Annotated in this window: 28 protein-coding genes; 16 read left to right on the top strand and 12 right to left on the bottom strand. The window is 72.0% G+C overall.

Going from position 1 to position 25,351, the window contains the following annotated elements:
• The first annotated feature begins 1 nt into the window (after position 1).
• From AB0K36_RS21695 to AB0K36_RS21715, 5 genes are all read left to right on the top strand, one after another.
• Positions 2–253 (top strand): gas vesicle protein GvpG, encoded by a 252-nt coding sequence (locus AB0K36_RS21695; protein ID WP_364596808.1) that lies wholly within the window; start codon positions 2–4, stop codon positions 251–253.
• A gap of 163 nt (positions 254–416) precedes the next feature.
• Positions 417–1,163, top strand: coding sequence for a gas vesicle protein (locus AB0K36_RS34740; protein ID WP_435877903.1), 747 nt, complete (start codon positions 417–419; stop codon positions 1,161–1,163).
• Complete coding sequence (locus AB0K36_RS21705; RefSeq protein ID WP_364596811.1) at positions 1,153–2,178, top strand: GvpL/GvpF family gas vesicle protein; 1,026 nt, start codon at positions 1,153–1,155, stop codon at positions 2,176–2,178. Before AB0K36_RS34740 ends, AB0K36_RS21705 begins: the two co-directional genes overlap by 11 nt.
• Complete coding sequence (locus AB0K36_RS21710) at positions 2,175–2,417, top strand: gas vesicle protein (protein ID WP_364596814.1); 243 nt, start codon at positions 2,175–2,177, stop codon at positions 2,415–2,417. The genes AB0K36_RS21705 and AB0K36_RS21710 overlap by 4 nt, the downstream gene beginning before the upstream one ends.
• Positions 2,407–2,901 carry a gas vesicle protein K gene (locus tag AB0K36_RS21715; RefSeq protein WP_435877904.1) on the top strand — a complete coding sequence of 165 codons (495 nt, stop codon included), beginning with the start codon at positions 2,407–2,409 and terminating at the stop codon, positions 2,899–2,901. Before AB0K36_RS21710 ends, AB0K36_RS21715 begins: the two co-directional genes overlap by 11 nt.
• 27 nt (positions 2,902–2,928) lie before the next feature.
• Here the strand turns inward: AB0K36_RS21715 and AB0K36_RS21720 are convergent, their stop codons facing one another.
• Positions 2,929–3,384, bottom strand: coding sequence for an ATP-binding protein (locus AB0K36_RS21720; protein ID WP_364596817.1), 456 nt, complete (start codon positions 3,382–3,384; stop codon positions 2,929–2,931).
• A 164-nt stretch (positions 3,385–3,548) separates the two neighbouring features.
• Here AB0K36_RS21720 and AB0K36_RS21725 point away from each other — a divergent pair, with 164 nt between their 5' ends.
• The 3 genes from AB0K36_RS21725 (at position 3,549) to AB0K36_RS21735 (ending at position 5,886) form a co-directional block, all read left to right on the top strand.
• A complete protein-coding gene (locus AB0K36_RS21725) occupies positions 3,549–4,403 on the top strand; it encodes a helix-turn-helix domain-containing protein (RefSeq protein WP_364596820.1) in 855 nt (284 codons plus the stop codon).
• On the top strand, positions 4,400–4,645 hold the full coding sequence (locus AB0K36_RS21730) for a DUF397 domain-containing protein (protein WP_364596823.1): 246 nt from the start codon (positions 4,400–4,402) through the stop codon (positions 4,643–4,645). Before AB0K36_RS21725 ends, AB0K36_RS21730 begins: the two co-directional genes overlap by 4 nt.
• Positions 4,646–4,728: 83 nt before the next feature.
• Entirely contained in the window at positions 4,729–5,886 is a 1,158-nt protein-coding gene (locus AB0K36_RS21735) for an SUKH-4 family immunity protein (protein ID WP_364596826.1), read from the top strand.
• 62 nt (positions 5,887–5,948) lie between these two features.
• Here AB0K36_RS21735 and AB0K36_RS21740 read toward each other — a convergent pair whose 3' ends face one another.
• The 3 genes from AB0K36_RS21740 to AB0K36_RS21750 form a co-directional block, all read right to left on the bottom strand.
• A complete protein-coding gene (locus tag AB0K36_RS21740) occupies positions 5,949–7,793 on the bottom strand; it encodes a vWA domain-containing protein (protein ID WP_364596829.1) in 1,845 nt (614 codons plus the stop codon).
• On the bottom strand, positions 7,790–8,851 hold the full coding sequence (locus AB0K36_RS21745) for an ATP-binding protein (RefSeq protein ID WP_364596832.1): 1,062 nt from the start codon (positions 8,849–8,851) through the stop codon (positions 7,790–7,792). The genes AB0K36_RS21740 and AB0K36_RS21745 overlap by 4 nt, the downstream gene beginning before the upstream one ends.
• 127 nt (positions 8,852–8,978) lie before the next feature.
• Complete coding sequence (locus AB0K36_RS21750; protein ID WP_364596835.1) at positions 8,979–10,238, bottom strand: MFS transporter; 1,260 nt, start codon at positions 10,236–10,238, stop codon at positions 8,979–8,981.
• 163 nt (positions 10,239–10,401) lie between these two features.
• Between AB0K36_RS21750 and AB0K36_RS21755 the strand changes: the two genes are divergently transcribed.
• Positions 10,402–11,025 (top strand): helix-turn-helix transcriptional regulator, encoded by a 624-nt coding sequence (locus tag AB0K36_RS21755; RefSeq protein ID WP_364596838.1) that lies wholly within the window; start codon positions 10,402–10,404, stop codon positions 11,023–11,025.
• A 74-nt stretch (positions 11,026–11,099) separates the two neighbouring features.
• On the opposite strand, the gene AB0K36_RS21760 is transcribed toward AB0K36_RS21755, so the two are convergent.
• The gene (locus AB0K36_RS21760) at positions 11,100–11,936 is read right to left on the bottom strand and encodes an ABC transporter permease (protein WP_364596841.1); all 837 of its coding nucleotides are present in this window, start codon (positions 11,934–11,936) and stop codon (positions 11,100–11,102) included.
• The gene (locus AB0K36_RS21765; RefSeq protein WP_364596844.1) at positions 11,933–12,841 is read right to left on the bottom strand and encodes an ABC transporter ATP-binding protein; all 909 of its coding nucleotides are present in this window, start codon (positions 12,839–12,841) and stop codon (positions 11,933–11,935) included. The genes AB0K36_RS21760 and AB0K36_RS21765 overlap by 4 nt, the downstream gene beginning before the upstream one ends.
• A gap of 134 nt (positions 12,842–12,975) precedes the next feature.
• On the opposite strand from AB0K36_RS21765, the gene AB0K36_RS21770 reads away from it, so the two are divergent.
• The 3 genes from AB0K36_RS21770 to AB0K36_RS21780 all read left to right on the top strand — a co-directional run bounded on the left by AB0K36_RS21770 (position 12,976) and on the right by AB0K36_RS21780 (position 15,423).
• Positions 12,976–14,208: a sensor histidine kinase gene (locus AB0K36_RS21770; RefSeq protein ID WP_364596847.1), complete on the top strand. Its 1,233-nt coding sequence runs from the start codon at positions 12,976–12,978 to the stop codon at positions 14,206–14,208.
• Positions 14,205–14,861: a response regulator transcription factor gene (locus AB0K36_RS21775; RefSeq protein ID WP_364596850.1), complete on the top strand. Its 657-nt coding sequence runs from the start codon at positions 14,205–14,207 to the stop codon at positions 14,859–14,861. Before AB0K36_RS21770 ends, AB0K36_RS21775 begins: the two co-directional genes overlap by 4 nt.
• Before the next feature lie 64 nt (positions 14,862–14,925).
• Positions 14,926–15,423, top strand: a complete 498-nt coding sequence (locus AB0K36_RS21780) for a peptidylprolyl isomerase (RefSeq protein WP_364596852.1) — start codon at positions 14,926–14,928, stop codon at positions 15,421–15,423.
• 60 nt (positions 15,424–15,483) lie between these two features.
• Here the strand turns inward: AB0K36_RS21780 and msrB are convergent, their stop codons facing one another.
• The 4 genes from msrB to AB0K36_RS21800 form a co-directional block, all read right to left on the bottom strand.
• Positions 15,484–15,891, bottom strand: coding sequence for a peptide-methionine (R)-S-oxide reductase MsrB (gene msrB, locus AB0K36_RS21785; RefSeq protein ID WP_364596855.1), 408 nt, complete (start codon positions 15,889–15,891; stop codon positions 15,484–15,486).
• A gap of 13 nt (positions 15,892–15,904) precedes the next feature.
• Complete coding sequence (murC, locus tag AB0K36_RS21790; RefSeq protein ID WP_364596858.1) at positions 15,905–17,299, bottom strand: UDP-N-acetylmuramate--L-alanine ligase; 1,395 nt, start codon at positions 17,297–17,299, stop codon at positions 15,905–15,907.
• An 83-nt stretch (positions 17,300–17,382) separates the two neighbouring features.
• A complete protein-coding gene (locus AB0K36_RS21795) occupies positions 17,383–17,853 on the bottom strand; it encodes an indole-3-glycerol phosphate synthase (protein WP_189471599.1) in 471 nt (156 codons plus the stop codon).
• 152 nt (positions 17,854–18,005) lie between these two features.
• Positions 18,006–18,845: a pyrimidine reductase family protein gene (locus AB0K36_RS21800; protein ID WP_364596861.1), complete on the bottom strand. Its 840-nt coding sequence runs from the start codon at positions 18,843–18,845 to the stop codon at positions 18,006–18,008.
• Positions 18,846–18,926: 81 nt separating this feature from the next.
• Here AB0K36_RS21800 and zapE point away from each other — a divergent pair, with 81 nt between their 5' ends.
• From zapE to AB0K36_RS21815, 3 genes are all read left to right on the top strand, one after another.
• On the top strand, positions 18,927–20,009 hold the full coding sequence (gene zapE / locus AB0K36_RS21805; RefSeq protein ID WP_435877905.1) for a cell division protein ZapE: 1,083 nt from the start codon (positions 18,927–18,929) through the stop codon (positions 20,007–20,009).
• 35 nt (positions 20,010–20,044) lie between these two features.
• Positions 20,045–20,473, top strand: coding sequence for an OsmC family protein (locus tag AB0K36_RS21810; RefSeq protein ID WP_364596867.1), 429 nt, complete (start codon positions 20,045–20,047; stop codon positions 20,471–20,473).
• A 131-nt stretch (positions 20,474–20,604) separates the two neighbouring features.
• Entirely contained in the window at positions 20,605–21,963 is a 1,359-nt protein-coding gene (locus AB0K36_RS21815; RefSeq protein ID WP_364596870.1) for an alkaline phosphatase PhoX, read from the top strand.
• Positions 21,964–22,007: 44 nt separating this feature from the next.
• On the opposite strand, the gene AB0K36_RS21820 is transcribed toward AB0K36_RS21815, so the two are convergent.
• Together AB0K36_RS21820 and AB0K36_RS21825 are read right to left on the bottom strand one after the other, a co-directional pair.
• Positions 22,008–24,092: a SpoIIE family protein phosphatase gene (locus AB0K36_RS21820; protein WP_364596873.1), complete on the bottom strand. Its 2,085-nt coding sequence runs from the start codon at positions 24,090–24,092 to the stop codon at positions 22,008–22,010.
• Between the two features lie 203 nt (positions 24,093–24,295).
• Positions 24,296–24,709, bottom strand: coding sequence for an organic hydroperoxide resistance protein (locus AB0K36_RS21825; protein WP_189471616.1), 414 nt, complete (start codon positions 24,707–24,709; stop codon positions 24,296–24,298).
• A 104-nt stretch (positions 24,710–24,813) separates the two neighbouring features.
• Between AB0K36_RS21825 and AB0K36_RS21830 the strand changes: the two genes are divergently transcribed.
• On the top strand, positions 24,814–25,281 hold the full coding sequence (locus AB0K36_RS21830; RefSeq protein WP_364596876.1) for a MarR family winged helix-turn-helix transcriptional regulator: 468 nt from the start codon (positions 24,814–24,816) through the stop codon (positions 25,279–25,281).
• The last annotated feature ends 70 nt before the right edge of the window (positions 25,282–25,351 follow it).

The raw sequence follows: 25,351 nt of genomic DNA on the forward strand, positions 1-25,351 counted from the left end.
CATGGGTCTGTTCACCCAGATCGTCACTCTGCCGCTGGCACCGGTGCGGGGGGTCGTGTGGGTCGTGGACCGGGTGCGGGAGGCCGCGGAGGAGGAGTACTACGACCCCGCGCCCGTGCATCAGGCGCTGGCCGAGCTGGAGGCCCAGCTCACTTCGGGGGAGATCGACGAGGAGACGTTCGACCGGAGGGAGGACGAGCTGCTGGACCGCCTCGAAGAGATCATGGCGTACCGGGCCGACATCGGGCGGTGACGGCCGGCCGTGCCACCGGTCGGGCTCGCGGCCGGGGCCGCTGACAGCCGGGCTCCTGGTGCCGATCTCGGCAGCCGGACTTCTGGGCAGGGCCTCGGCAGCCGGGCCTCTGGACGGGAGGACGCCGTGCACCGCACGCACCGCGAAACGTGAGGTTCCGATCGTGACCGAACCACTCGCCAACCGGACCGGCTCCTACCCGTCCCGGGCGGCGCCGGCGTACGCCCAGGGCTCGTCCTCCTCCAATCTCGCCGACATCCTCGAACGGGTCCTCGACAAGGGCATCGTGATCGCCGGCGACATCCGGATCAATCTTCTCGACATCGAGCTGCTGACCATCAAACTGCGCCTGCTCGTCGCGTCCGTGGACAAGGCGAAGGAGATGGGGATCGACTGGTGGGAGCACGACCCGTCCCTGTCGTCCCGGGCGTCGCACGACGGCACGGAGCGGTCCCTCGCCGCGGAGAACCGGCGGCTGCGCGAGGAGATCGACGCGCTGCGGCGCGAAGGCTCGCTGCCCGGCCGGAACGAAGAGCCCCTGGAGACGCCGCGGCCCGCCGTGGAAGGCCGGGTGCTCGAGGAAGTCGGGGAAAGCCGGGAGCCCGAGGAGCGCCGGGAAGACAGGGTAGGCGGGGAAGACAAGCGGGCCCGGGGCCGCGGCGCGGGCAAGGAGCGCGGCGAACGCGGTGAGCGCCGGCAGCGGCCGGAACGTTCCGGACGCGATGAACGCCCCGCCGCCCGCGAGCGTCGCGAGAGCGTCGAACCCTCCGAACGGCCGGAACGCCCCGAACGGCCGGAACGCCCCGAACAGCCGGAACGCCCCGAACGGCCGGAACGCCCCGACCGGCCGGAACGCCCTGACCGCTCCGAACGCTCCGAACGCCGAGGAACTCGCGCCGATGACCGCTGAGGAAACGACTCCTGGGACGACCGCCGCCGAGGGCCTTCCGCACGGCGGCGATGCCGTCACCTACGTCTACGCCGTCGCCCGCGACTCGGTCGCGCTGCGGGAGGCCGCGGCGAAGCTGGCGGGCGTGGGCGGCGCCGCGGTGCGTGTCGTCGCGGGAACGGACGGCCACGGCGACAGCTCCGGCTCCGGCTCCGGCTCCGGCTCCGGCCAGGAAGGACCCGACGAGCCCGGGCAGGTGGCCTTCGTCGCGAGTTCGGTGAGCGCCCGGGACTTCGACGAGGACGCCCTGCGGCGCCATCTCGAGGACCTCGAGTGGCTGGAGGCGGTCGCGCGTGCCCATCACGCGGTGATCGAGACGCTCGCCGGAGCGACGACGGTGCTGCCGCTGCGGCTCGCGACCGTCTATCTCGACGACGACCGCGCCCGGGAGGCACTGGACGCCGGCCGCGCCGGATTCGTCCAGCTCCTGGCGCGACTCGAGGGACATGTCGAGTGGGGCGTCAAGATCTACGTGGACGCCCCCTCGGAGTCCCCCGGCCCGGACGCCGCTGCCACCGCACCGGCCCCCGGGACGGCCGACGCCGGCCTCGGTCCGGGGCGCTCGTACCTCCGCACCCGCAGGGTGCAGCGGAGCAGCCGCGAACGGGCGCACGAGGCGGCACGGACGGCGGCGGAACGGATCGAGGCCGCGGGCCACGCGTACGCCACCGACCGGGCACGCCACCGGGTCCAGCAGGGTGAACTGGCCGGCTCGAACGGCGAGAACGTCGTGAACGACGCCTATCTGCTGCGGGACGACCGTTCGGACGCGTTCCGGGCGGAGGTGGCGCGGGCGGCGGAGGACCTGCCCGGCGTACGGGTCGAGATCACCGGCCCGTGGGTGCCCTACTCCTTCACCACACCGCCCGACGACACGCTCGACGCGTCCGAGGCGTCCGGCGCGGCCGGCGCGGCCGGCGCGTCCGGTGCGGCCGGCGCGTCCGGTGCGTCGAGCGCCGAGGGCGGACCGTCGTGACCGGGCCCGTGACCCCCCGCTACGACGACCCGCTCCCGCAGCGGCAGGTCGCCCTGATCGACCTGCTGGACCGGCTGCTCAGCGGCGGGGCGGTGATCACCGGTGATGTGCTGCTCTCCATCGCCGACATCGATCTCGTGCGCGTCTCGCTGCGCGCGCTGATCGTGTCCGTCGACGCGGAGACCCGGCCGCTGTGGGCGGGGCCTGCACCGGAGGGCGGTCTCCCGGATGTCCGGTGACGCCCGCCCCGACCGGACGGACCGATCCGACCGGACGGACCGATCCGATCGGGCCGAGCGCCGGGCCGGCCCTCCCCCGCCCGCCCGACAGCGGCTCGACGAGGTCGCGGACGCGGCCTCCCGCGCCTTCCGGCTTCTTCCCGCCGCTCCGCAGGACGTTCCGGCGACCGCGAGCAGGCCGTCCACGCCGGCCCGGAGAATCCGTACCGACCCGGACACCGTCGAACGCGACCTGATGAAACTCGTCCTCACGCTCGTCGAGCTGCTGCGCCAGCTCATGGAGCGACAGGCACTGCACCGGGTCGACCAGGGCGATCTCACGGAGGAGGAGGAAGAGCGGCTGGGGTCGACGCTGCTCCTGCTGCACGACCGCATGACCGGCCTGTGTGCCCAGTACGGCCTGACCATGGACGATCTCAACCTCGATCTCGGTCCCCTCGGAACGCTGCTGCCGCCCGGCGACTCCGCCCGTCCGCCCGACTGACCTGCGGGGACCGGACCGTCGGCTCGGTCACCGGGCCGCCGCCGACTCCGGCAGGTCGAGCTCCACCCGCACGGTCTTCCCCACCGGTACGCGGTCCAGCACCTGCCACCGGTCCGCGAGCGCCGCGACGAGCACCAGCCCGCGGCCGGAGTCCGCCAGGTCCGGCGGCGCGGTGACGTGACGCGGGGGCCGGCGTTCGCCGCGCGTGTCGGACACCTCGATCCGCAGGGCGCCGGGGGTACGGGTGAGCCTCAACTCGAAGTCCCGCCCCGGCACGCGGCCGTGCGTCACGGCGTTCGCCGCCAGTTCCGCGACGACGAGCGCGGCCGCGTCGGACGCGTCCGAGCCGTGCGGGACGTCCCAGGCCTGGAGCTGGTGCAGGGCGAGGTGCCGGGCGAGCCGCGCGCCGAGCGGCGTGGAGCTGAAGCGCTGGGTGAACACACGTACGGTGCCCGCCTGTTGAGGCGTGATGGGTGGCTGCATACGCCCAACTTCGCTTCCGCGTACCGCGTTTCCCCAGATCAGACGCCCGTACGCTGAGCCAGCGTACGGGTACGGAGGGTGGACAGTACGGGTAACGGACCGTGACGATGGCCGCGTTGCGGAGTTGAACGGGCACGGCACACGTACGCGGGAGGTGGCCGCACATGACGGAGACGGCGGGCGGGGCGGGCGGATCGAACGGGTCCGCGGCGGAACCGGAGGTGTCCGACAGCCTGAAGGCGTTCGGCGAGGTGGTCAAGGCGTTCCGGAAGCGGGCGCGCCTGACGCAGGAGGAGTTCGCGCCACGGGTGCGGTACTCGCTCCCCACGGTCGCCTCCATCGAACAGGGCAGGCGCTTCCCGCCGGCGGACTTCGTGGACCGCGCGGAGGAGGTGCTCGACGCCTTCGGGACACTGAGGGGCGCGGCACGGCACCTGTCGCGCCGGCCGGGACTGGCGAGCTGGTTCCGGCAGTGGGCGGGGCTGGAGGCGGAGGCGGTGAGCCTCGATACCTACGAGTGCCGTCTTGTGCCAGGCCTGCTCCAGTCGGAGCTGTACGCCCGGACGGTGTTCGCGCAAAGTGTGCCGCCCTTGACAGACGAACAGTTGGAGGCACAGGTCTGCGCGCGTACGAGCCGACAGCATCTGTTCCGCGAGAAACCCAACGTGCCGTTCAGCTTCATCATCGAGGAAGCGGTGATCACCCGCGGTTTGGGCGGAAAGGAAGTGACCCGCAGCGCGCTCGCACACATGCTGGACCACGCCCGTCTGCGTAACGTCGAAATCCAGGTAATGCCTGCCCAGCAGTCCCAACACGCAGGACTCGACGGTCCGATGCAATTTCTCGAGACTCCGGACCACAAGTGGCTGGCTTACTCGGAGGGGCAGCAATCTGGCCAGCTCATCGCAGACCCGAAACAGGTCAGCATCCTGCTTCAGCGGTATGCAAAACTGCGCTCGCAGGCTCTCACCCCCGCAGATTCCGTAGGCCTGCTGGAGCGATTGCGAGGAGCGGTATGAGCATCCCCGAACTGGCCTGGTTCAAGAGCAGTTACAGCGGCACCCAGGGCGACTCCTGCGTCGAAGTCGCCCTGTCCTGGCACAAGTCCCGCTACAGCAGCGGCGACGGCGACGACTGCGTCGAGGTCGCCGCCTGCCCCACCACCGTCCACGTCCGGGACTCCAAGGTCGCCGACGGCGCCCAGCTCGCACTCTCCCCCGGCTCCTGGACGGGCTTCGTCGCGTTCGCCGCACAGGACTGACCGCGCTGCCGGACACCGCTGTCAGTGGTGCCTCCTATCGTGGTGGTCGTAGGGAGATCACGGCACAGCACCACGGGGGAACCATGTCCGCGACCACCAGCATCAGTGTGCCCGCGCACGCGCTCCATCCGTCCGTCACACACGAGGCGACCAGGCTCCGGCTGACCGGCCCCGGTCTGCCCGCGGACCACGGGCTGATGCGCTTCGCCCCACTGGCCCGGGCGGGCGCGGTGCCCGTGCCGGATCTGCTGGCCGAGGGAGCGGACCGGGCCGAGCTCGATCCGTACATCGCGGGCCTTGTGCTGATCGGCCATCTTCAGAGTGAAGACGACGACGCCCAGGAGATCGTCCTTGACGGCGCCACGGGCCGCGTCTTCACCATGTATCTCTTCGAGGACTCACCCCGTCTGATCGACGTGATCCCGCTCGCCCCGTCGGTCGACGCGCTGGCCCGGTTCCTCGCGCACGTGGACGACTTCCGGGCTTTGCGGGGCCGGTTCGCCGTTCTCGCCGGCCGGACCGGGCGAGACGTGGTGGCGGAGGCCGAGCGGTTGCTGACGGCCGGTTTCACGGAGGAGGACTGGGGCGACGGCGACTGGGGCAGCGCGGGACCGCGATCCGGCTGGGACCACGAGATCCCGGCGGTGTGGCGCATCGCCTCGGCGATACGGCCGCTGTCCCTGATCGCCCGGCCGGGGCGGGGCCTGCTGCTGGACCTGCCGGACGGGCTGCTGGACGAGGAGTTCGGGGCGGAGGAGATGGTCCGCGTCGAGGCCGCCGAGCTGCCCGACGCCCTGACCCACGAGCCGACGCGCCGGTTCCTCACCGAGGTGGGGCTCCCGAAGGTGGAGCTCATGTTCGGCCTCTGGGGCGAAGAGGACCTGCTGCAGACGCTGGACGGGACGGACCGGCTGATCAGCCTCGGCAGCCTCGTCCACGACTTCGAGGTCGTGATCGACGGCCGCACGGGCCTGCTCTCGTACCACGAGTACGGCGCCGACACGACGACTCCGGTGAACGCCGACATATCGACGCTGGCGTTCACGGTCTGGATGTACAGCCGGGAACAACGGCTCGACCGGGAGCACGACTTCACTCAGGACTTCTACCACCAGCTCGCCGACACCATGATCGAGGTCCTCGCGTCGGTCGACCCGGTGGCCTGCCTGCCGGCGAAGGACGCCGACGACTACCGCTACTGGCCGGAGGTGTTCCACGACGAGGCGGGCGGCGTCCTCTGACCCGGCTCTCCGGCCTGGCCCGTCACGTCCTCACGTCCTCACGCCCTCACGCCCTCACGCCCTCATGTCAGGCGGAAGACCGGGCCCTTGGGCGTGAACGGCAAAGAGGCTCCCTGCGGGATCAGGAAGGCATGCTCGCGGCGGATGCGCAGTGTGTCGCACCAGCCGTCGGTGATGACCAGGACCGGTGCGCTCGCCGGGAAGTCGCCGGCCCGGTGGAGCAGGTCGATGCCCGGCTGAAGCACCGTCCCGCCGCGTCCCCGGACCCGTACCCGGCCGGCGATCTCCACCGGCGGCACGTATCCGGCGTCGTACGCCGCCGCGTCGCAGAAGACGACGCGGGCGGCCGGCACGTCGCGGGCCTCCGCGTACGAGGCGATGGCGCCGAGCGCCTTGCCGAGCAGCGTGCTGTTCATCGAGCCGGAGGTGTCGAGGACGACGCCGAAGGTGCAGCGGGGGACCTCTTCCTGCGGGAAGTACCGCCCGGCGCGCGGGATGTCGGGGGTGGAGGCCTGCCGCCGGGCGGGGCGGGCGTAGGAGCGAACCGGCTCGGGCCGGGGCACGTACTCGTCGAACCAGCGGGCGAGCCGCGCGTCCCACGGCACCGGAGGATGGGCCAGCGCGCGGATCTCCTGGACCAGCCCGGCGGGCAGCAGACCGCGCTCGCCGTACTGGTGCAGGTCGAAGCCCTGGACGAGACCGCGCCGGTAGAAGTCGTCCAGGTCGGCGTAGGGGCGGGAGGCCGCGTGCGGCAGCGGGTCGCCGAGGATGTCACCCACGCCCTTGCCCCGCAGGGTCGCGAGTCTGCGGCGGCGGCGCAGATCGGTGGCGATGCGGTCGTAGACCTCCTCCACCGACAGGTCCTTCAGCGCCGGGTCGTACAGCAGCCCCTCGGGCATCTCGCCGACGCGCATCTCCACCAGCCAGCCGTTGACGACGAAGTCGGCGGCGACGTTGAAGAGCAACGGGTCGCGCATGCCCCGGCGTTCACCGTGGCGCAGGGCGGCGTGCAGCATCTCGTGGGCGAGGATGAACCGCCATTGCTCGTCGGTGAAGGTCCGCAGCGGATTGATGTAGATCTCGCCCGCGGCGGAGCTCACGGCGGCGACGGAGATGTCCTGGGCACGGGCGAGTTCGGCGTCCGCGACGACGGTGAGGCCGGCCGCGATCCCGCCGAGCAGCGGGTAGGAGGAGACGAACCAGTTCAGCGCCCGGTCCCAGGGCCGCTGCGGCAGGCGCTCGCCGGTGACCCGGTCGCGCCGGCCGCCCGCCACGTCCATGGCGGCGGAGACGCTGCGGGTGAGCGCGTGCGCGAAGGCGGTCTCCCAGTCGGGCACGGCGGTGTTGTCCCATGCCCGCCAGGTGGTCAGGACCTGGTCGGGGTGCTCGCCCGCGGTGCCGCAGTGCAGGTAGGCGGCGGGGATGCCGTCGCGGCGCCAGCGTGCCGCGAGCAGTTCCTCGTCGCCGCCCGGGTACGTCTCGGGGGCGTCTCCGGGAGGGCTGCCCACCGGGAAGGTGAGCAGGAAGCGGTTGACGACCGTGCAACGGGCCGCCAGGTCGTAGCGGTCGGGCTGCTCGCGCAGCCTGTCCTTGGCCGCCGGCACATGGCCGAAGCCGAGGTGCAGCAGGCAGTGCGCGAGCGTCCACGCCCAGTCCTCGGGACGCGCCCGCTTGGTGGGGTGGACATGGACGACGCCGTTCGAGTCGACGGCCGCGAGTCCGCCGGCCGGGGTGGCGGCGCACTTGCCCTGCCGGCAGAAGTCCGCCTCGACAGCGGCGAAGGCCGGGTTGCGCTTGACCAGGGCCAGCCCCGCCGCGAACGCCTCGGCGGCGGGGTCGGGCTTGTCGCCCTTCTTGGCGGCGCCCCTCTTCCCTGCGGCGCCCTTCTTCCCCGTGGCGGCCTTCATCGCCGGGCCTCGACCAGCCGCGGCATGTCGCGGGCGGCCTCGACGAGGAACCAGGCGGGCAGCACCGGCTGCCCGTCGGCGTCGTCGGCGATGACGGTCTGGGCGACCTCGACGGAGATCTCCGCAAGCTGCACCAGCAGCGACTTCGCCCGGTAGGCGGTCTGCCGCAGCGAGGGCGACACATGCTCCTTCTGCCGGGGGAGCTCCCTGACCAGCCGCCCGCGGAACGCCTCCGCCAGGTAGTAGAGCAGGTCCCGGTCCTCCAGCCGCGAGGGCCACGAGGCGTCGCCCTTGAGGATCGCCTCGATGCCGAAGGTGTGGCGCACGATCTTCGCGTAGCCGCAGAAGGAGACGGCGTGCGCGGGCGTGAGCGTGCCGTGGACGACGACCTTGAGGGTGTTCTCGTCGATGCCCGGTCCGAAGGAGTGCAGCGCGTCGGACAGCATGTGCCAGGAGCGCGGCGTGGAGAAGGGCTCCTCCGTCTTCGGCGGTGCCGACCAGAGGTGGTCGGGCCGGTCGGTGAGATAGTCGGTCACCCACGGGTGGATGCCGTGCTCGCCGGCCCACACCAGCCAGTCCGCCGCCGACGCCTGAAGATGGACGTGCGTGAGCCGGTTGACCAGCGCGGACGCGATCGGCCTCGCCAGCGCGTTGTCGGTGGCCCGGTTGCCGGCCCCGATGACGATGGACCCGGCGGGCAGTTCGTACGACCCGATCCGGCGGTCCAGGATCAGGGAGTAGAAGGCCTTCTGGACGTCGGGGCTCGCGGCGTTGAGCTCGTCAAGGAACAGGCAGTACGGCTCGTCCCGCGCGATGGCCTCCGGCGGGCAGAACACGGATCGCCCGTCACGGATCTGGGGCACCCCGATCAGGTCCTCCGGGGCGAGCTGCGTCCCGAGCAGGCTCACGCACTCCAGCCCCAGCGAGTCGGCGAACCGCCGCACCAACGACGACTTGCCGATCCCGGGCGCGCCCCAGAGGAACACGGGCCGCACGGTGGCGAGTCCGAGCAGCAGTTCGGGAATCTGGGCGGGGGTGACGGTGACGGCTGCCTGCACGCGGAGGTGTTCCTTCGGGGCTCGGGAGATCGGGCCCGCCCAGTGTGAGCGGCCCCGCCGCCTCGCCGCAGCCCAATTTCGCCCGCGTGCCCGCCCGGCCGTGCGCCACGTGCCCCCTCGGGACGGCTCATGCCTGCCGTTCCGCGACCGCGGAGGCCGGCTGGGCGGGGTCTGCCCCCGGGACGCGCCGTGGGAGCAGGAACGGCGTGGCCAGGAGGAGAAGACCGGCGGTCGCGATCGCCGTGCGAGGGCTCGTGACGGCGGCCAGCAGGCCCCACAGTCCGGTCAGGGCCGCGATGGTGGCCTTGCTGGTGACCGACCACGCGGACAGGGTGCGCGCCACCCGGTCCGACGGGGTCCGTTCGAGCCGGCACGTGGCGAACACCGGGTTGAAGACGCCCATGCAGGCGATCAGGCCGAACTCGACGGTCATCACGAGCACGAGCCCCGCGACGCCGGGGCCGACGAAGGCCAACCCGACCGACCAGAACGCTCGTAGCGTCCCGGCGGTGAGCAGGACCCGGTGCTGCCCGAACCGCGCGACGAGTCCAGGGGCCAGCCGGGAGCCGATCAGACCACCGACGCAGGGCACCGCGAAGGCCAGGCCGTACTGCCACGGCGTGAAACCGAGACCGCCGAGCATGAGGACGGCGAGCAGTGGCGAGGTCGCCATGATCAGGGCGTTGACGAGGGTGCTGTTGAAGAACAGCAGGCGCAGTACCGGGTCGGACAGGATGTGACGCCATCCGGCGAACAGGTCGGCGCCACGCAGCCGTGGCGATGCGTCGGTGCGCGCGGGTCGCGGTTCGCCGCCGCCGATCGCACGGATGCCCATGGCCGAGAGCAGGTAGCTGACCGCGTTGGCCGCCAGGGACGTCACCGGGCCGAACAGGCCGATCACCGCCCCGCCGAGCGGCGGTCCGACGATGGTGGCGGTCCATGTGGTGGCTTCCAGCCGCCCGTTGGCGACGAGCAGGTCCCGGGGCCGTACCAGCGCCTTCAGACATGCGCCGCCGGCCGCGTTGAACGTGATGTCCGCCGCGGCGGCGACGACCGACACGACGAGGAGCTGGGCGAGACTCAGCGCGCCGAGCACGTAGGCGACGGGGATGCTCATCAGGGCCGTGAACCGGAGCAGGTCCATGGCGATCATCACCGGCCGCTTGCGGCGGAACTCCACCCACGGCCCGAGCGGCACCGCGACGGCCACGCCCACCGCCAGTCCGGCGGCCGCCAGCAGCGACACCTGGGTGGGCCCGGCGTCCAGGGCCAGGATCGCGATCAGTGCGAAGGCGTCGAACGCCAGCCACGTGCCGAACGTGCTGACCCCGTACGCCGCCCACAGCCACCCGAACCCTCTCCCCAGCGACTGCCGCCCGGCCCGCATGCCCCGCTCCCCCGCTCCTTCGTCGCTTCGGCGGAGCCCCTGTCCGTCGGTCGCCCACGCATCCACGACGCAGGTCGGCACCGTGTCGCCGGACCGCCGTGCCGACGCCGCGCAGGCGTCGGCGATCTCCCCCCACGTTCCGCCGTGGCAGGGTACCCGTCTGATGCGAAGTGACATCGGGCGCGAACACTGCGCCACGGTGGTGGCGGACGCCCTCGGCTGTGTCGACAAGCGGGTGTACCCGCGGAGCGGCCTGCCCCGCCGGCGTAGCGAAGCCGGGGCTCAGGCGACGCGGTCCGTGGCCGGGTGCCGGGTGAAGTCCATGTGCCAGTTGGTGATCCAGGCCATCGTGCTCAAGGCCGGCCGCTGGTACACCGTCGCCCGTGCCGGCGGTGACCTGCGCACCTACCGGATCGGGCAGATCGTCGCCCTGGAGCCGCTGGACGAGGTGTTCGATCCACCGGACCGTTTCGACCTGGCTCGTCACTGGCAGGCCCATACGGCGCGCCTGCAGGAGCGGCTGTGGCAGGGCGAAGCGGAGATACGCATCTCGCCGGCCGGCATCGCCCGGCTCAAGGACGTCGCGGCGCAGGCGGTGCTCGAAGGAGTGGGCCGGGGAAAGCCGGAGCCCGGCGGCTGGTACCGGGCCGTCATCCCCGTCGAGAGCCTCGAGCACGCGGAGTCCGAGCTGCTGCGGCTGGGCCCGCAGGTGGAGGTGCTCGCACCCCCGGAGCTTCGGGAGGGCGTCGCCGCCTCCGCCCGGGCCCTGGCGACGCTCTACGACTGACGTCACACGGTCGCCTGAGGGCGCCCCGCTCTGGGCCGGCGCCGAGCCGCCGGTGTCTGTCACGGCCGTACGGCTCACTGGTCGCGGCGGTGCACCGTCACCACCGCCACCGCGGCCGCCGCGAGCGCCCAGAGCGCGTACACCGTCCACGCCCCGCCGGCCGTCCACGGGTAGGGGACCGCACCGGGGTCGTACTGGCTGTCGCCGAGGCGCATCCAGGCCACGTAGGGCGTGGCGTGGGCGAGGACGGCCGACCAGTGGCGGTCCTCGCCGAGGACCAGGGGAAGCAGCAGCAGGACCAGGACGCTGCCCACGACCGCGCCCGCGCCGTGCCGGATCAGCGTGCCGAGCGCGGCGCCGACGAGTGCGGCCACCGGGGCCAGCAGCGCCGAGGCGACGACCAGACGCGGTGCGCCCGGGTGGTCGAGGGAGACGCCGGCGTCCTCGGTGGACAGGATCGCCTGGGTGGCGGCGAACGACACCGCGGCGACGACCGCGCCGAAGACGGTCATGACCGCCGCTACGACACAGACCTTGGCCGCCATCACCGACCGGCGGGCGGGGACGGCCGCGAACGTGGTGCGGATGAGCCCGGTGCTGTACTCGCCGGTGACGGCGAGCGCGCCGAACGCGCCGGTCGCGAGCATCATCACCGTGCCCGCGTCGGTGGTGAAGGCGTGCATCAGCGGGATGCCGTCGGCGATGAACTTCTCCGCGTACCCCGCCTCGTCCGGCCAGTACCGGACGTTGTCCCAGGCCTTGCCCGCGTTGAACGCGAGGACCGCCAGCGCGGCGACCAGCAGGCTCCAGCCGGTGGAGCGCAGCGACCACAGTTTGAGCCACTCGGCGGCGGCGAGATCGAGGAAGCGGGCGCGGGGTTCGGCCGTGTGCGGTGCGAGGGCGGTGGTCATCGGGTCTCTCCTGCCGCGTACTCGACGCTGTCGGCGGTGAGTTCCATGAAGGCGTCCTCCAGTGACGCACCGCGCGTGGTGATCTCGTGCAGCAGGATCCGGTGGTCGAGGGCGAGTTCACCGATGCGTGCCGCCGGCACCCCGGCGACGGTGAGCACGTCGCCGTCCACGCGGACGGTCGCTCCCTCGCCGGTGAGCAGGGCCGCCAGCCGGTCGCCGTCCGGGGTGCGGACGGTGACGCCGGCGCCACTCCCCCGTGCGGCGAAGTCGGTGAGGCTCTCGGCGGCGATGAGCTCGCCCCGGCCGATGACGACCAGTTCGTCGGCGGTGTGCTCCATCTCGGACATCAGGTGGCTGGAGACGAACACCGTGCGTCCTTCTCCGGCGAGTTCCCGGAAGAGCCCGCGCACCCACTTCACGCCTTCGGGGTCGAGCCCGTTGAGCGGCTCGTCGAAGAGCAGCACCGGCGGATCGCCGAGCAACGCCGCGGCGATCCCGAGCCGTTGCCGCATCCCGAGGGAGTAGCCGCCGATCCGCCGCCGCGCGGCGCCGGCGAGTCCGACCTGTTCCAGGACCGTCCCGACCCGTGCGCGCGGGATGCGGTTGGACCGGGCGAGCGCCGTCAGATGGGCGGCCGCGCTGCGCCCGCCGTGCACCTGGCCGGCGTCGAGCAGCGCGCCCACGTGCCGCAGTCCCCGCCGTCTGTCCCGGAAGGGCAGGCCGTCGACGGTGACCGTGCCGGTGGTGGGGGCGTGCAGGCCCAGCACCATCCGCAACGTGGTGCTCTTGCCGGAGCCGTTGGGGCCGAGGAACCCGGTGACCCGGCCCGGACGCACGGTGAACGTCAGGTCCTTCACGGCCGTCGTCCCGCCGTAACGCTTCGTCAGTTCGTTGACTTCGATCATGCGCCCTACGCTCCCTGGACCGGACCGTTTCCGGCATCGGACCGGGGCGGGCATTCGCGGCGGCGCCGCGTCGACCGTGGTTGTACACCCACGGTCCGATTCCGGGTCGTAGGGCTTCCGTCTACGATCACGCCATGTCCGCGACACCGCGTTCCCTGTTGTCCGAGGGCACTTGGCCCCCTAAGCCGTGGTGGAACGCGCCGCCCGGCGTCTGGACGGCACTGGCCTGGTGCGCGGGCCTGGTCTTCACGTTCCTGGTCCGGCTCCGGCTGCCAGGCGAGGAGGAGCCCCTGGTGCTGGCCGGAGTGGTCTTCTACCGCTGGGACGGCCTGACCTTCCTCGCGCTGGCGACTGCCTTGGCACTGGACGGCAGCCGTCTGCTGAGCCGCCGGCCGCTCGCCGCGGTCGGCCGGCTGCTGGCCGCGGCGGTGCTGGGGACGATTCCGCTGAGCGTGGGCGAGATCCCACTGGCCCAGTTCCTGGCCGTCGACGTCGCGTTGTACTTCGTCGCTGCCGCCCGGTCGCGCCGGACCGGTCGTATCGCCGTCACCACGGCGCTCGCGGTGCTGGCCGGCTTTCTGGCCACGCGGTGGCTGAGCGGCTGGAACACGGGCACCTCCGCCGAGCTGGCGGTGGCCCTGACGGCTGTCGTCGCCTGGCTCATGGGCACGTCCGCGCACGAGTCCCGGGCCCACGCGGAGCAATTGCGCGAGCGCAGCACGGCCCAGGCGGTCTCCGACGAACGGCTGCGCATCGCACGGGAGTTGCACGACATGGTCGCGCACAGCATCGGCATCATCGCCCTCCAGGCGGGCGCGGCCCGGCGCGTCATCGACAGCCGGCCCGAGCAGGCCAGGGAGGCGCTGGGCGAGGTGGAGACCACCAGCCGGGAGACGCTGGCGGGACTGCGGCGGATGCTCGGCGCGCTCCGGGAGGCGGAGGTCGTCGAGGCCGGCCGGCGGGAGGGGCCGGCCGGTACGCCGGGGCTCGCGGACCTGGACGGGCTGGCGGCCGCCACCACGGCAGCGGGCGTCCGGGTCGAGGTGCGCAGGGTGGGCGATCAGCGGCCGCTGCCGCCGGAGGTCGACCTGTCGGCGTACCGCATCGTCCAGGAGTCGGTGACGAATGTGGTGCGCCACGCGGGCACCCGCTCCTGCCGGGTGACCCTCGAGCAGCGGGACGACGAGCTGTCGATCGAGGTCGTCGACGACGGCCGGGGCCACGGCGCGACGGCGGACACCGGGTACGGCCTCGTCGGCATGCGGGAGCGGGTGGGCCTGCTGCACGGCGACTTCTCCGCCGGCCCGCGCCCCGAAGGCGGTTTCCGGGTCGCCGCCCGGCTGCCCGTGCCGGCAGGTGTGCGATGAGCATCAGGGTCGTACTCGCCGACGATCAGCCCCTGGTCCGCGCGGCGCTGCGGATGGTGATCACCGAGGCGGAGGGCATCGAGGTGGTCGGCGAGGCCCGTGACGGCGCGGAGGCCGTCGCACTGGCCGCGGAGCTGCGCCCCGACGTGGTCGTCATGGACATCCGGATGCCCGGCACGGACGGCATCGAGGCGACACGTCGGATCGTCGAGCGGCTCGACGGGACGCATGTGATCGTCCTGACGACGTTCGACGACGACGATTGCGTGTACGGCGCGCTGCGCGCCGGGGCGGCGGGCTTCCTGGTCAAGGACATGGCTCTGGACGACATCCTCGCGGCGGTGCGGGTGGTGGCCGCCGGCGACGGTCTCATCGCCCCCGCCGTGACCCGCCGGCTGATCCGCGAGTTCGCCGGGCGCCCCGCGGGCACCGGGACCGGGCGGGAGCTCACCGGCATCACCGACCGCGAACGGGAGGTGCTGACGCTGGTGGGGAGCGGGCTGTCCAACACGGAGATCGCCGAGACGCTGTTCATCAGCGTCGCCACCGCCAAGACCTACGTGACCCGTCTGCTCTCCAAGCTCGACGCCAGGGACCGGGTGCGGCTGGTCATCATCGCGTACGAGACGGGTCTGGTGTCGGCGTCCGGATGAGCCCGGCCCGTCGATGGGAGGGGCGGATGTGCATCCGGGTGGCCCCGGATGCCAGGATGAAATAATGGCCAACAACGTTTTCTTCGACATCACCATCAACGACAAGCCCGCGGGCCGGATCGTCTTCGAACTCTTCGACGACGTGGTGCCCCGTACCGCCAAGAACTTCCGTGAGCTCGCCACCGGCGAGCACGGCTACGGCTACGAGGGCTCCTCGTTCCACCGCGTCATCCCCGACTTCATGCTCCAGGGCGGCGACTTCACCGCCGGCAACGGCACGGGTGGCCGCAGCATCTACGGCGAGAAGTTCGCCGACGAGAACTTCCAGCTCAAGCACACCAAGCCCGGCCAGCTCTCCATGGCCAACGCGGGACCGAACACCAACGGCTCGCAGTTCTTCATCACGACCATCGTCACCGACTGGCTCGACAACAAGCACGTCGTGTTCGGCGAGGTCGTCGAGGGCATGGACGTCGTGAAGAAGATCGAGGGCCTGGGCTCTCGCTCCGGCACCCCCTCGGCGAAGGTCACCATCGCCAAGTCGGGTGTCGTCGGGGGCTGACCCTTCCGGATACGCGACAGGGCCCGTCGGCGTGTGCCGACGGGCCCTGTGCCGTTCACCTCACGACTCGTCCGGCTCCAGACGCAGTGAGATCGAGTTGATGCAGTACCGCTGGTCGGTCGGGGTCGGGTAGCCCTCGCCCTCGAAGACGTGGCCCAGGTGGGAGCCGCACCGCGCGCAGCGCACCTCGGTGCGGACCATGCCGTGGGAGGTGTCGGAGACCAGCTCGACCGCGTCCGTGTCCTTCGGGTCGTAGAAGGACGGCCAGCCGCAGTGGGACTCGAACTTGGTGTCGGAGCGGAACAGCTCCGCACCGCAGGCCCGGCACGAGTAGACGCCCGCCGTCCTGGTGTCCGTGTACTCACCGACGAAGGCGGGCTCGGTCCCTGCCTGGCGCAGCACCGCGTACTCGCCCGGGGTCAGTTCCGCACGCCACTGCTCGTCCGGCTTCTCGACGTCGTACGCCATGAAACGCGCCTCCTCAGCTCGACAGGCGGGCCAGGATGTCCGGACCGAGGTCCGTGACGTCGCCCGCGCCCATGGTGAGAACGAGATCGCCGGGCTTCGCCATTCCCGCGATCACCTCGGGGACGGCCGTCCTGTCGCTGACGGCCGTGACGTCCGCGCCGGCGGCGCGCGCCGCGTCGGTGATCAGCTCGCTGGTGATGCCGGGGATCGGGTCCTCACGGGCGGGATAGATGTCGAGGACGACCGAGGCGTCCGCGAGGGCCAGCGCCTGCCCCATCTCGGTGCCCAGCTCCTGGGTGCGCGAGAAGAGGTGGGGCTGGAAGACGACCAGCAGCCGTGATCCGGACGCCGCGCCGCGCATCGCCTCGAGGTCCGCGGTCATCTCCGTCGGGTGGTGCGCGTACGAGTCGATGACCTGGACGCCCGCGGCCTCGCCCTTGAGCTGCAGGCGGCGCTTGACGCCGGTGTACGCGCCGATCGCGGAGGCCAGGTTGTGCGCCGGGATGCCGAGGGCGACACCGGCGGCGAGTGCGGCCACCGCGTTGAGCGCGTAGTGGCGGCCGGGGACGGAGACCGTGAAGGTGAGCAGGCGGCCGTCCAGCAGGACGGTGACCTCGCTGGTCAGCCCGCGCGGGGTGATCTTGTGGACGCGGACGTCCGCGTCCTCCGACTCGCCGTAGGTGACGATCTTCACCGAGGAGCGGTCGCGGACCTTGGCCGTGAGTTCGACCGCTCCGGCCTGGTCGGCGGAGATCACCAGCGTGCCGCCGGGGACGATCTTGCCGGCGAAGGTCTCGAAGGATTCGTAGATCTCGTCCATCGAGGCGTAGTTGGCGTGGTGGTCCAGCTCCACGTTGAGGACGATCGCGACCTCGGGGTCGTACTTCTGGAAGCTGCGGTCGCTCTCGTCCGCCTCCGCCACGAAGATGTCGCCGTCGCCGTGCCGCGCGTTGGTGCCGGGCCCGTCGAGGTCGCCGCCGATCGCGTACGAGGGGTCGAGTCCCAGCTCGGTCAGGGCGACGGCGAGCATCGAGGTCGTGGTGGTCTTGCCGTGGGTGCCCGCGACGGCGATCGAGCGCAGGCCGGTCATCAGGGAGGCGAGCGCGTCGGAGCGGTGCACGACCGGCACGGACAGCTCGGCCGCGCGCACCAGCTCCGGGTTGTCGGCGCGGATGGCGCTGGAGACGACGACGCTGGTGGCGTCGTCGGCGAGGTGCTCCGCCGCGTGCCCGATGTGCACGGTGACGCCGAGGGCGCGCAGGGCCTCGGCGGTCGCCGACTCCTTGGCGTCGCTGCCGGCGACCTTCGCGCCGCGCCGGGCGAGGATCTTGGCGATGCCCGACATGCCGGCTCCGCCGATGCCGATGAAGTGCGGGCGTTCCATCGCGCCAGGGACGGCGGGTGCCATGGTCTTCTCTCCCCAAGATGTACGACTACGTGCGGCTGCCCACCCTATTGCCTGCGGCCCTCCGCTCCGGACCCGCTCGCCGCTCACTCGCTGTGCGCGAAGAGCTTCAGCACCGGCACGCCCACCTTGTGCCGGGCTCTGGAGGCCCAGTCGCGGTGGAAGAACTCCTCCACGTAGTGCGGCTCGGTCAGGACGATCACCTCGTCGGCGTCCGCCTCGTCGACCACCGACTTCAGCTTGTCCAGCGGGTGGTCCTCCACCAGGTGGCCGACCGCCTCGCAGCCGGCCGCGCGCAGGGCGGCCACCGAGTGTTCCAGTGAGCGCTGCGCGGGCGCCTTGGCCTCCGCGCCCTCGGGCTCCTCGCCCTCCCGTACCGCGTCCTTCAGGTCGCCGATCGCCACGTCGTCGATGGCGCGCAGCAGGACGTCGGCCTGATCACCACGCGGCTGCATCAGCACGATGAAGGAGGAGCCTTCCTCTCCGTGCAGCGTGGTGACGAATTCCACGTCCTCCGACGTCAGGGGCTTCTCGATCATCAATACGCTTGTGAACACCTCAGGAGCCCTTCTGCGGAAACTGCGGAAACCGTCCTTCCCCGTGCCCACACGGGGTGCGCAATCAAGTGTGCCCGCCGGACGCTAAGCGGAACGGGAGATTCCGCTAATTGCCCGAAGTCGCCTTCGAAGCCACCTCGGAAAGCACCGGCTCAGAGCCGCCGGTACCGCGTGAAAAGGAAGCCCGCCTCCTCCAATACGGAATCCAGTGCGAACCGCGCGGGATCGGGCAGCAGCGGTCCCCCGGCGATGCGCTGGGCGTCCCCCACCGTCATCGTCGGTGACACCGTCAGGCACAGCTCATCCAGTACCCCGGCGGCGGCGAACTGACCCAGCATCCTCGGGCCGCCCTCCGTCAGCAGGCGCACGAGGCCGCGCTCCGCGAGCGCGTGCACCGCCCTGGCCGGTTCCACACCCGGCCCGTCCCCCGCGACGACGACCTCCGCTCCGGCCCGCTCCGCCTCCCGGACGCGCTCCGGCGAGGCCGCGGCTCCGGTGAGCAGCAGCGTCGGCACCAGCGGCTCGGTGAACAGCGGCAGCGAGAAGTCGAGATTCAGCGAGGCGCTGACCACGGCGATCACCGGAGCCGGGCCCTGACCGGCGGCGGCCCTGCGCGCGGCGAAGGCGTCACGGGCGCGGGCGGGCCGGTAGCCCTCCATGCGCACCGTCTCCGCCCCCACCACCACGGCGTCGGCCAGGCCCCGGAGGGTGCCGAAGATCCGCATGTCGGCGTCGGAGGAGATCGGCTGCGAGCGGCCGTCGTGCTGGGCCGCACCGTCGAGGGAGGAGACCATGTTCGCGCGCAGCCACACGCCGGCACCGGCGCTCCGCGCCTCGGCCGGTCCCGCTCCGGGGCTGCCGTGGACATCCCCCTCGCCGCCCGCGGCAGGGCCCCGCTCGGGGTACGCGTAGGCGTCGGCGAGGTCGTCCAGCGACCACTCCCGGTCGCCGGCTGCGGTTGTCTGGTCGGTCACAGGGAACAGGCGTCGCATACGGTGCAGTCTGGCACGCGGACCCGCCCCGGCCGGGGCACCCGGGGCCCCGGCCACGATCCGCGGAGCAGGCCCTTAGAGTTGGTTACTGTGCCGACCAGCCCGATAACCGAAGCCGTTCCCCTGTCGCTGTGCGCCCGCGAGCCGCACGTCCCGGCCGACCGCCTGGTCGCCGAGATGGTGCCGCCGCCGCGCTTCGACTCGGTCCGCTTCGAGACGTACGTGCCCGACCCGAACCAGCCCAGCCAGACCGAGGCGGTCAAGGTGCTGGGCGACTTCGCCGCGGGCCTCGGCACGGCGCACCCCGCCGGCGGCGGGAAGCGGCGCTGGTTCGCCAGGAAGGCCGCGGCGGCCCCGGCCGGCCCCCGCGGCGTCTACCTCGACGGCGGGTACGGCGTCGGCAAGACGCACCTGCTCGCGTCGCTGTGGCACGCCACCCCGGCGGACCCCTCGCTCAAGGCGTTCGGCACGTTCGTCGAACTGACCAACCTGGTCGGGGCGCTCGGCTTCCAGCAGACCGTGCGGACCCTGAGCGGGCACCGGCTGCTGTGCATCGACGAATTCGAACTGGACGACCCGGGCGACACGGTCCTCGTCTCCACGCTGCTCGGCAGGCTCGTCGACGCCGGCGTGGCGCTGGCGGCGACCTCCAACACGCTGCCCGGCAAGCTCGGCGAGGGACGCTTCGCTGCCGCCGACTTCCTCCGGGAGATCCAGGGCCTGTCCGCGCACTTCCGCCCGCTGCGGATCGACGGCGAGGACTACCGTCACCGCGGGCTGCCGGAAGCCCCTCCCCCGTACTCGGACGAGCAGGTCACGAAGGCCGCGTACGCCACGAAGGACGCGTCCCTCGACGACTTCCCGAATCTGCTGGAGCACCTCGCGAAGGTGCACCCCAGCCGCTACGGAGCCATGACCGACGGCCTGCGCGCCGTGTGCCTCACGGACGTCCGGCCCGTGCCCGACCAGTCGACCGCACTGCGGCTGGTCGTGCTCGCCGACCGGCTCTACGACCGGGAGGTGCCGGTGCTCGCCTCCGGCCTGCCGTTCGACAAGCTCTTCAGTGACGAGATGCTGAACGGCGGCTACCGGAAGAAGTACTTCCGGGCGATCTCCCGGCTCACCGCGCTGGCACGCGACGCGAAGGCCTTGGTGGCGCAGTAGGTTTGGGCTCGTAACCCGATCTGAAGGGAACCATCATGGCCACCACGCGTAAGGCTCACAACGTCTGGGAAGGCAGCCTCCTCAAGGGCAAGGGCGTCGTCACCCTGGACTCCTCCGGCATCGGCGAGTACCCGGTCAGCTGGGCCGCCCGGACCGAGCCCGCCGAGAGCGGCCGGACCAGCCCGGAGGAACTGATCGCGGCCGCGCACTCCAGCTGCTTCAACATGGCCTTCTCGCACGCCCTCGACGGCGACGGCCACCCGCCGACCCGCCTGGAGACCAGCGCCGAGGTGACCTTCCAGCCGGGTGAGGGCATCACCGGCATCCACCTCACCGTCGAGGGCGAGGTCCCCGGCCTCGACGAGGCCGCCTTCGTCAAGGCCGCCGAGGAAGCCAAGGCGAAGTGCCCGGTCAGCCAGGCCCTGACCGGCACGACGATCACCCTCTCGGCGTCGCTCGTCTAACACACCGACACCTCGAGGCACAGGGGCCCGCACGGTTACATGTCGGGTTTTCTGCGTGATACACACGTGCGGGTCACCTGTCCTCCCCCATCGCCTACGGCACGGGGGTGCCCCCAACAGGGAGTTGCCTCATGTCCGCAACACGACGTCAAGTCCTGGCCGGCACCGGCGCGGTCGGCGCCGGGATCCTCTTCAGCGGTGCGTTCTCCGAGCTCTTCGCCGGCACCGCGGTCGCCCGTGGACACTCCGGATACGGCCCGCTCGTCCCCGACCCCGACGGTCTGCTCGATCTGCCCAGAGGCTTCCGCTACAAGGTCCTGTCCCGTGAGGGCGAACCGATGCTCTCCGGCGAGGGACGCGTCCCCGGCAACCACGACGGCATGGCCGCGTTCGCCGGCCGCCGCGGACGGATCCACCTCGTCCGCAACCACGAGAACCGGCACACCGGCAGGATCGGCGTGCCCACCGTCGAGGGCCTGACCTACGACCCCGCCGCCAAGGGCGGCTGCACCGTGCTCGAACTGGACAGCCGGGGCGACGTCCGCTCCGAGCGCGTCGCCATCGCCGGCACCGCGGTCAACTGCGCGGGCGGGCCCACGCCTTGGAACACCTGGCTGACCTGCGAGGAGAACGAGGACCGGGCCGGCACCAACGGCTACACCAAGGACCACGGCTTCATCTTCGAGGTCGACGGCGCCGATCCGCACCGCACCGGCGCCGTGCCGCTCACGGCGATGGGCCGCTTCCAGCACGAGGCGATCGCGGTCGACCCGTGGACCGGGATCGTGTACGAGACGGAGGACGCCTTCCAGCGCCCCTTCGGCCTCTTCTACCGCTTCCTGCCGAACAAGCCGCTGGGCGGCACCGGTTCGCTCCGCGCCGGCGGCGCACTCGAGGCGATGCGGGTGCCCGGCGTGCCGGACCTGTCGCAGATCCAGGAGACCGGCGCGTCGTTCGACGGGGTCGAATGGGTGCCCGTGCCGGACAGCCAGGCGAAGGAAACACCCATCAGGCTCCAGGACTTCGGGCCGAAGGGCATCACCCACGCGCAGAAGCTGGAAGGCTGCTACTGGGGCGGGCGGTCGGTGTACTTCGTGTCCAGCTACGCCCGCAGCTCGGAGGGGTCCGCCGGAGACCACTTCGGTCAGGTGTGGAAGTACGAACCGCACCGGCGGCGCCTCACCCTGGTCATCGTCTTCGGCCCCGACACGGACATCCAACTGCCCGGCGAGTCCCCCGACAACATCTGCCTGGCACCCAGCGGCGGCCTGATGGTGTGCGAGGACGGCGGCGGCGAGCAGCATGTGTACGGCGTCACCCGGCGCGGCAACGTCTACCCGGCGGCCAGGAACGCGCAGAACACCGGAACGCCGGAAGACCCCGAGTACGGCGAGTTCGCCGGCGTCACGTTCTCGCCGGACGGCGAAACGATGTACCTCAACTGCTACGCGCCCGGCACGACGTTCGCGGTAACCGGACCGTGGTCCTGAGCGGCACGGCCCCCGGTCCCGCGCGGCGCTGAGGCCCGCCGGAATCAGTCCGGTGGCGGCAAGGGCTGTTCGGTCCACAGGACCTTGCCGCCGCCGGTGTAGCGGGTGCCCCAGTTGCCGGCGAGCTCCGAGACGATGAACAGTCCCCGCCCGCCCTCGTCGACGGTGCGGGCGTGACGCAGGTGCGGGGAGACCGAACTGGCGTCGTGCACCTCGCAGGTGAGGGTGTCGCTCCGGATGATCCGCAGCCGCAGCGGCGGGGTGCCGTAGCGCACGGCGTTGGTCACCAGTTCGCTGACGATCAGCTCGGTGCCGAAGATCGTCTCCTCGCCGATGTCCCAGGCGGCGAGGAGATCACGGGCGAAGGTCCTGGCGAGAGCGGGTGCCGTCGGCTCGTGCGGCAGTTCCAGCTCGGCCACATGGTCCGCGACGACACTGCCCGTACGCGCGAGGAGGAGTGCGATCCCTTCGGGGCCCGCGTCCGCGGGCAGGGTGTAGGCGACGGCGTCGCAGAGTTCGGCAAGTTCGTGGTCCGGGTGGGCGAGGGCCTTCCTGGCGGGCCACGCGAGGGCCCCGTCGTGATCGAGCCCGCCGGTGTAGAGGGCGAGCACGCTGCCCTCTTCGAGGGTGACGGCGGTGACCGGGCACGGTGCGGTGTCGAAGGAGCCCAGTATCGGTCCCTCGGCCACGTCGGGTGTCGACGCGCTGCCGTCCGGGCGGACCACGAGCGGCGCCGGGTGTCCGGCGCGGGCGACGGCGCAGACGCGGGTGAAGGGGTCGTACACGGCGTAGGTGCAGGTGGCCGTCAACGGCTGCCGATGCAGCGGGTCCCCCGGCGGCAGCGCCGCGCGTTCCCTGGCCAGCCGGTTGGCGGTGTCGTTGAGCCTGGCCAGCAGCTCGTCGGGCTCGAGGTCCAGCGCGGCCAGCGCGTTGATGACCATACGCAACTGGCCCATCGCCGCCGCGGCCTGGATGCCCTCCCCGCTGACGTCGCCGACGACCAGCGCCGTCCGGGCGCCGGACAGGCCGATGGTGTCGAACCAGCAGCCGCTCTTGTGCCCGGACAGGTACAGGTGCGCGGTCTCGACGGCCGGTCCCGCGGCGGTCCTCGGCGGCAGCAGCCGGCGTTGGACGGTGGAGGCGACGGTGTGGTCGTACTCGTACCTGCGGGCGTTGTCGATGCTGAGCGCGGTGTGGGCGGCCAGGCTGAGCACCAGGGTCCGGTCCGCCTCCTCGAAGGGCTCGGCGTCCTCGCACCGGTAGAGGGTGACCAGCCCGAGCGGGGCGCCGCGCACCGACAGCGGCGCCACGATCATGGAACGCGCGCCGGACGCGCGGATCGCCCGGGCCAGGCCGGGGTCGGCCCTCAGCCAGGGCGCGTCCCGGTCGAGGGCGACGAGCCGCGGCTGGAAGTCGGCGAGCACCCTGCCGTACGGCGTGAGATCGGGCAGACCCCGCACGTCGCCCACGGGACGCGCCGGCACCGCGGCCTCGTCGCAGCTGCGGAAGGCGGCGCGCCGGAGGGGCACGTCCCGGTCCGGCGGACCGGCGAGGGGGACGGTGCCGCGCAGCACGTCGTCCAGCACGTCCACCACGGCGATGTCCGCGTACGCCGGTACGACAGCGCCGGCGAACGCCTCCGCCGTCGCCGTCACGTCCAGCGTCCGGCCCACGGCCTCCCGCACCGAGGCGAGGGCGGCCTTGCGCCTGCGGGCCTTCTCACGCTGGGTGACATCCGCCATGCAGGCCAGCACCCGCCCGAGTGAACGCCCGCGGGAGTCCTCGAGGCGGTAGGCCTCCATGTGGAAGCGACGCGCGGGGCCCTCCTCGTCGACGCGGCGCCCACGGAACACCTGGTCCGTCGCCGGCCTGCCGCTGATCAGGACTTCCCGGAGCAGACTCTCCGCCGTGTGCGGCTCGTCGAGCCGGTAGACCTCGGTGAACGGCCGGCCCAGGAAGGCGCCCGCGACGTCCGCCGCCGCGTCCGGGCCGTCGGCCCGGACCACGGTCAGCTGGTCGTCGAGCACATGGAGGGCTCCCGCGGATCGGGCGAACAGCACCTCGAGAAGGGCCGCCGCAAGGTCGTTCTCCGCGGGCGGGGCGTGGTTCGGGGCGTCGGTGTCCGACACGGTTTCACCACCTTCGGACGCTGCTCACGACAGCGCGGCCTGCTGGTGCGGGTCCGGTCCACGCCAAGCTAAGCGCAATCACCGGGCCGAGCACCTTTTCCCCTGCCCCTTCCAGCATGCTCCGTCGCCGCGGGAGCGGTCACGGCGCCAGGAGAAAGCCGGGCGCCGGCCAGGGGTGATCACGCAGAGCGATCGAACGGTGATTACTCGACGACGATCTCGACCGGCAGGTTCCCGCGGGTGGCCTTCGAGTACGGGCAGTACGCGTGGGTCTTCTTCAGCAGCTCCTGGCCGGCCTCGCCCTGGAGGTGGTCGGGGAGCTCGACCCGCATGATCACGGACAGACCGAAACCGCCGTCGGTGTCCTTGCCGATGCTGACCTCCGCCGTCACGGAGGCGTCCTTGACGTCGATCTTCTCCTGGCGGCCTATGGCGCCCATGGCGCTGGCGAAGCAGGCGGCGTACCCGGCGGCGAAGAGCTGCTCGGGGTTGGTGCCCTGCCCGTTGCCGCCGAGGGCCGCGGGGAAGGCGAGCGGGAGGTCGATCTGGCCGTCGGAGCTGACGGCACGGCCCTCGCGGCCGTTGGCGGTGGCGACAGCGGTGTAGATGGCGTCCATGGAGTGCATCCCTCTTCGTCGTGGTCGGGAACCGATGACCCAAATCAAAGCACACAATTAAATTGAGCACAACTTAATTGGTCGCGGCTTGGTAGGGTGGGGGCATGGAGAAGAAGACACTGGCGGACGTCCCGGACGAGGACTTCCTCCGCCTCGAACACCAGATCTGCTTCTCGCTGCATGCCGCGTCCCGGGCGTTCAACGGCGTGTACCGCACGGTCCTGAAGGACCTCGGCCTCACGTACCCGCAGTACCTGGTGATGCTCGTCCTGTGGGAACACGGCGAACTGCCCGTCAAGGAGATCGGCGAACACCTGCGCCTGGACTCCGGCACGCTGTCCCCCCTGCTGAAACGCCTCGAATCATCGGGCTACGTGGAACGCCGGCGCAGCACGGAGGACGAACGCTCGGTGACGGCCCGGCCGACGGAGGCGGGGCGCGCGCTGCGCGAGAAGGCGCTCGGCATGCCGCGGCGGATCGCGGAGGCGACGGGGCTGACGCCGGCGCGGATCCGCGCGTTGCGCGAGGAGCTGGACGCCCTGACCCGAACGCTGGACGCGGCACCGCACTGACGCCTGCGCCGGGCGCGTGACCGGGGGCTCCGCCCCCGGACCCCCGCGCCTCAATCTCCCCCTACGGCCT

The sequence above is a fragment of the Streptomyces kurssanovii genome, from assembly GCF_040677245.1.
Lineage (GTDB): Bacteria > Actinomycetota > Actinomycetes > Streptomycetales > Streptomycetaceae > Streptomyces > Streptomyces kurssanovii.

Bases quoted from the DNA above. Each gene is read 5' to 3' on its own strand.
- AB0K36_RS21695 (WP_364596808.1), top strand. From the start codon at position 2: ATGGGTCTGTTCACCCAGATCGTCACTCTGCCGCTGGCACCGGTGCGG.
- AB0K36_RS21705 (WP_364596811.1), top strand. From the start codon at position 1,153: ATGACCGCTGAGGAAACGACTCCTGGGACGACCGCCGCCGAGGGCCTT.
- AB0K36_RS21715 (WP_435877904.1), top strand. From the start codon at position 2,407: ATGTCCGGTGACGCCCGCCCCGACCGGACGGACCGATCCGACCGGACG.
- AB0K36_RS21720 (WP_364596817.1), bottom strand. From the start codon at position 3,384: ATGCAGCCACCCATCACGCCTCAACAGGCGGGCACCGTACGTGTGTTC.
- AB0K36_RS21725 (WP_364596820.1), top strand. From the start codon at position 3,549: ATGACGGAGACGGCGGGCGGGGCGGGCGGATCGAACGGGTCCGCGGCG.
- AB0K36_RS21730 (WP_364596823.1), top strand. From the start codon at position 4,400: ATGAGCATCCCCGAACTGGCCTGGTTCAAGAGCAGTTACAGCGGCACC.
- AB0K36_RS21735 (WP_364596826.1), top strand. From the start codon at position 4,729: ATGTCCGCGACCACCAGCATCAGTGTGCCCGCGCACGCGCTCCATCCG.
- AB0K36_RS21740 (WP_364596829.1), bottom strand. From the start codon at position 7,793: ATGAAGGCCGCCACGGGGAAGAAGGGCGCCGCAGGGAAGAGGGGCGCC.
- AB0K36_RS21750 (WP_364596835.1), bottom strand. From the start codon at position 10,238: ATGCGGGCCGGGCGGCAGTCGCTGGGGAGAGGGTTCGGGTGGCTGTGG.
- AB0K36_RS21755 (WP_364596838.1), top strand. From the start codon at position 10,402: ATGCGAAGTGACATCGGGCGCGAACACTGCGCCACGGTGGTGGCGGAC.
- AB0K36_RS21760 (WP_364596841.1), bottom strand. From the start codon at position 11,936: ATGACCACCGCCCTCGCACCGCACACGGCCGAACCCCGCGCCCGCTTC.
- AB0K36_RS21765 (WP_364596844.1), bottom strand. From the start codon at position 12,841: ATGATCGAAGTCAACGAACTGACGAAGCGTTACGGCGGGACGACGGCC.
- AB0K36_RS21770 (WP_364596847.1), top strand. From the start codon at position 12,976: ATGTCCGCGACACCGCGTTCCCTGTTGTCCGAGGGCACTTGGCCCCCT.
- AB0K36_RS21775 (WP_364596850.1), top strand. From the start codon at position 14,205: ATGAGCATCAGGGTCGTACTCGCCGACGATCAGCCCCTGGTCCGCGCG.
- AB0K36_RS21780 (WP_364596852.1), top strand. From the start codon at position 14,926: ATGGCCAACAACGTTTTCTTCGACATCACCATCAACGACAAGCCCGCG.
- msrB (WP_364596855.1), bottom strand. From the start codon at position 15,891: ATGGCGTACGACGTCGAGAAGCCGGACGAGCAGTGGCGTGCGGAACTG.
- murC (WP_364596858.1), bottom strand. From the start codon at position 17,299: ATGGCACCCGCCGTCCCTGGCGCGATGGAACGCCCGCACTTCATCGGC.
- AB0K36_RS21800 (WP_364596861.1), bottom strand. From the start codon at position 18,845: ATGCGACGCCTGTTCCCTGTGACCGACCAGACAACCGCAGCCGGCGAC.
- AB0K36_RS21810 (WP_364596867.1), top strand. From the start codon at position 20,045: ATGGCCACCACGCGTAAGGCTCACAACGTCTGGGAAGGCAGCCTCCTC.
- AB0K36_RS21815 (WP_364596870.1), top strand. From the start codon at position 20,605: ATGTCCGCAACACGACGTCAAGTCCTGGCCGGCACCGGCGCGGTCGGC.
- AB0K36_RS21825 (WP_189471616.1), bottom strand. From the start codon at position 24,709: ATGGACGCCATCTACACCGCTGTCGCCACCGCCAACGGCCGCGAGGGC.
- AB0K36_RS21830 (WP_364596876.1), top strand. From the start codon at position 24,814: ATGGAGAAGAAGACACTGGCGGACGTCCCGGACGAGGACTTCCTCCGC.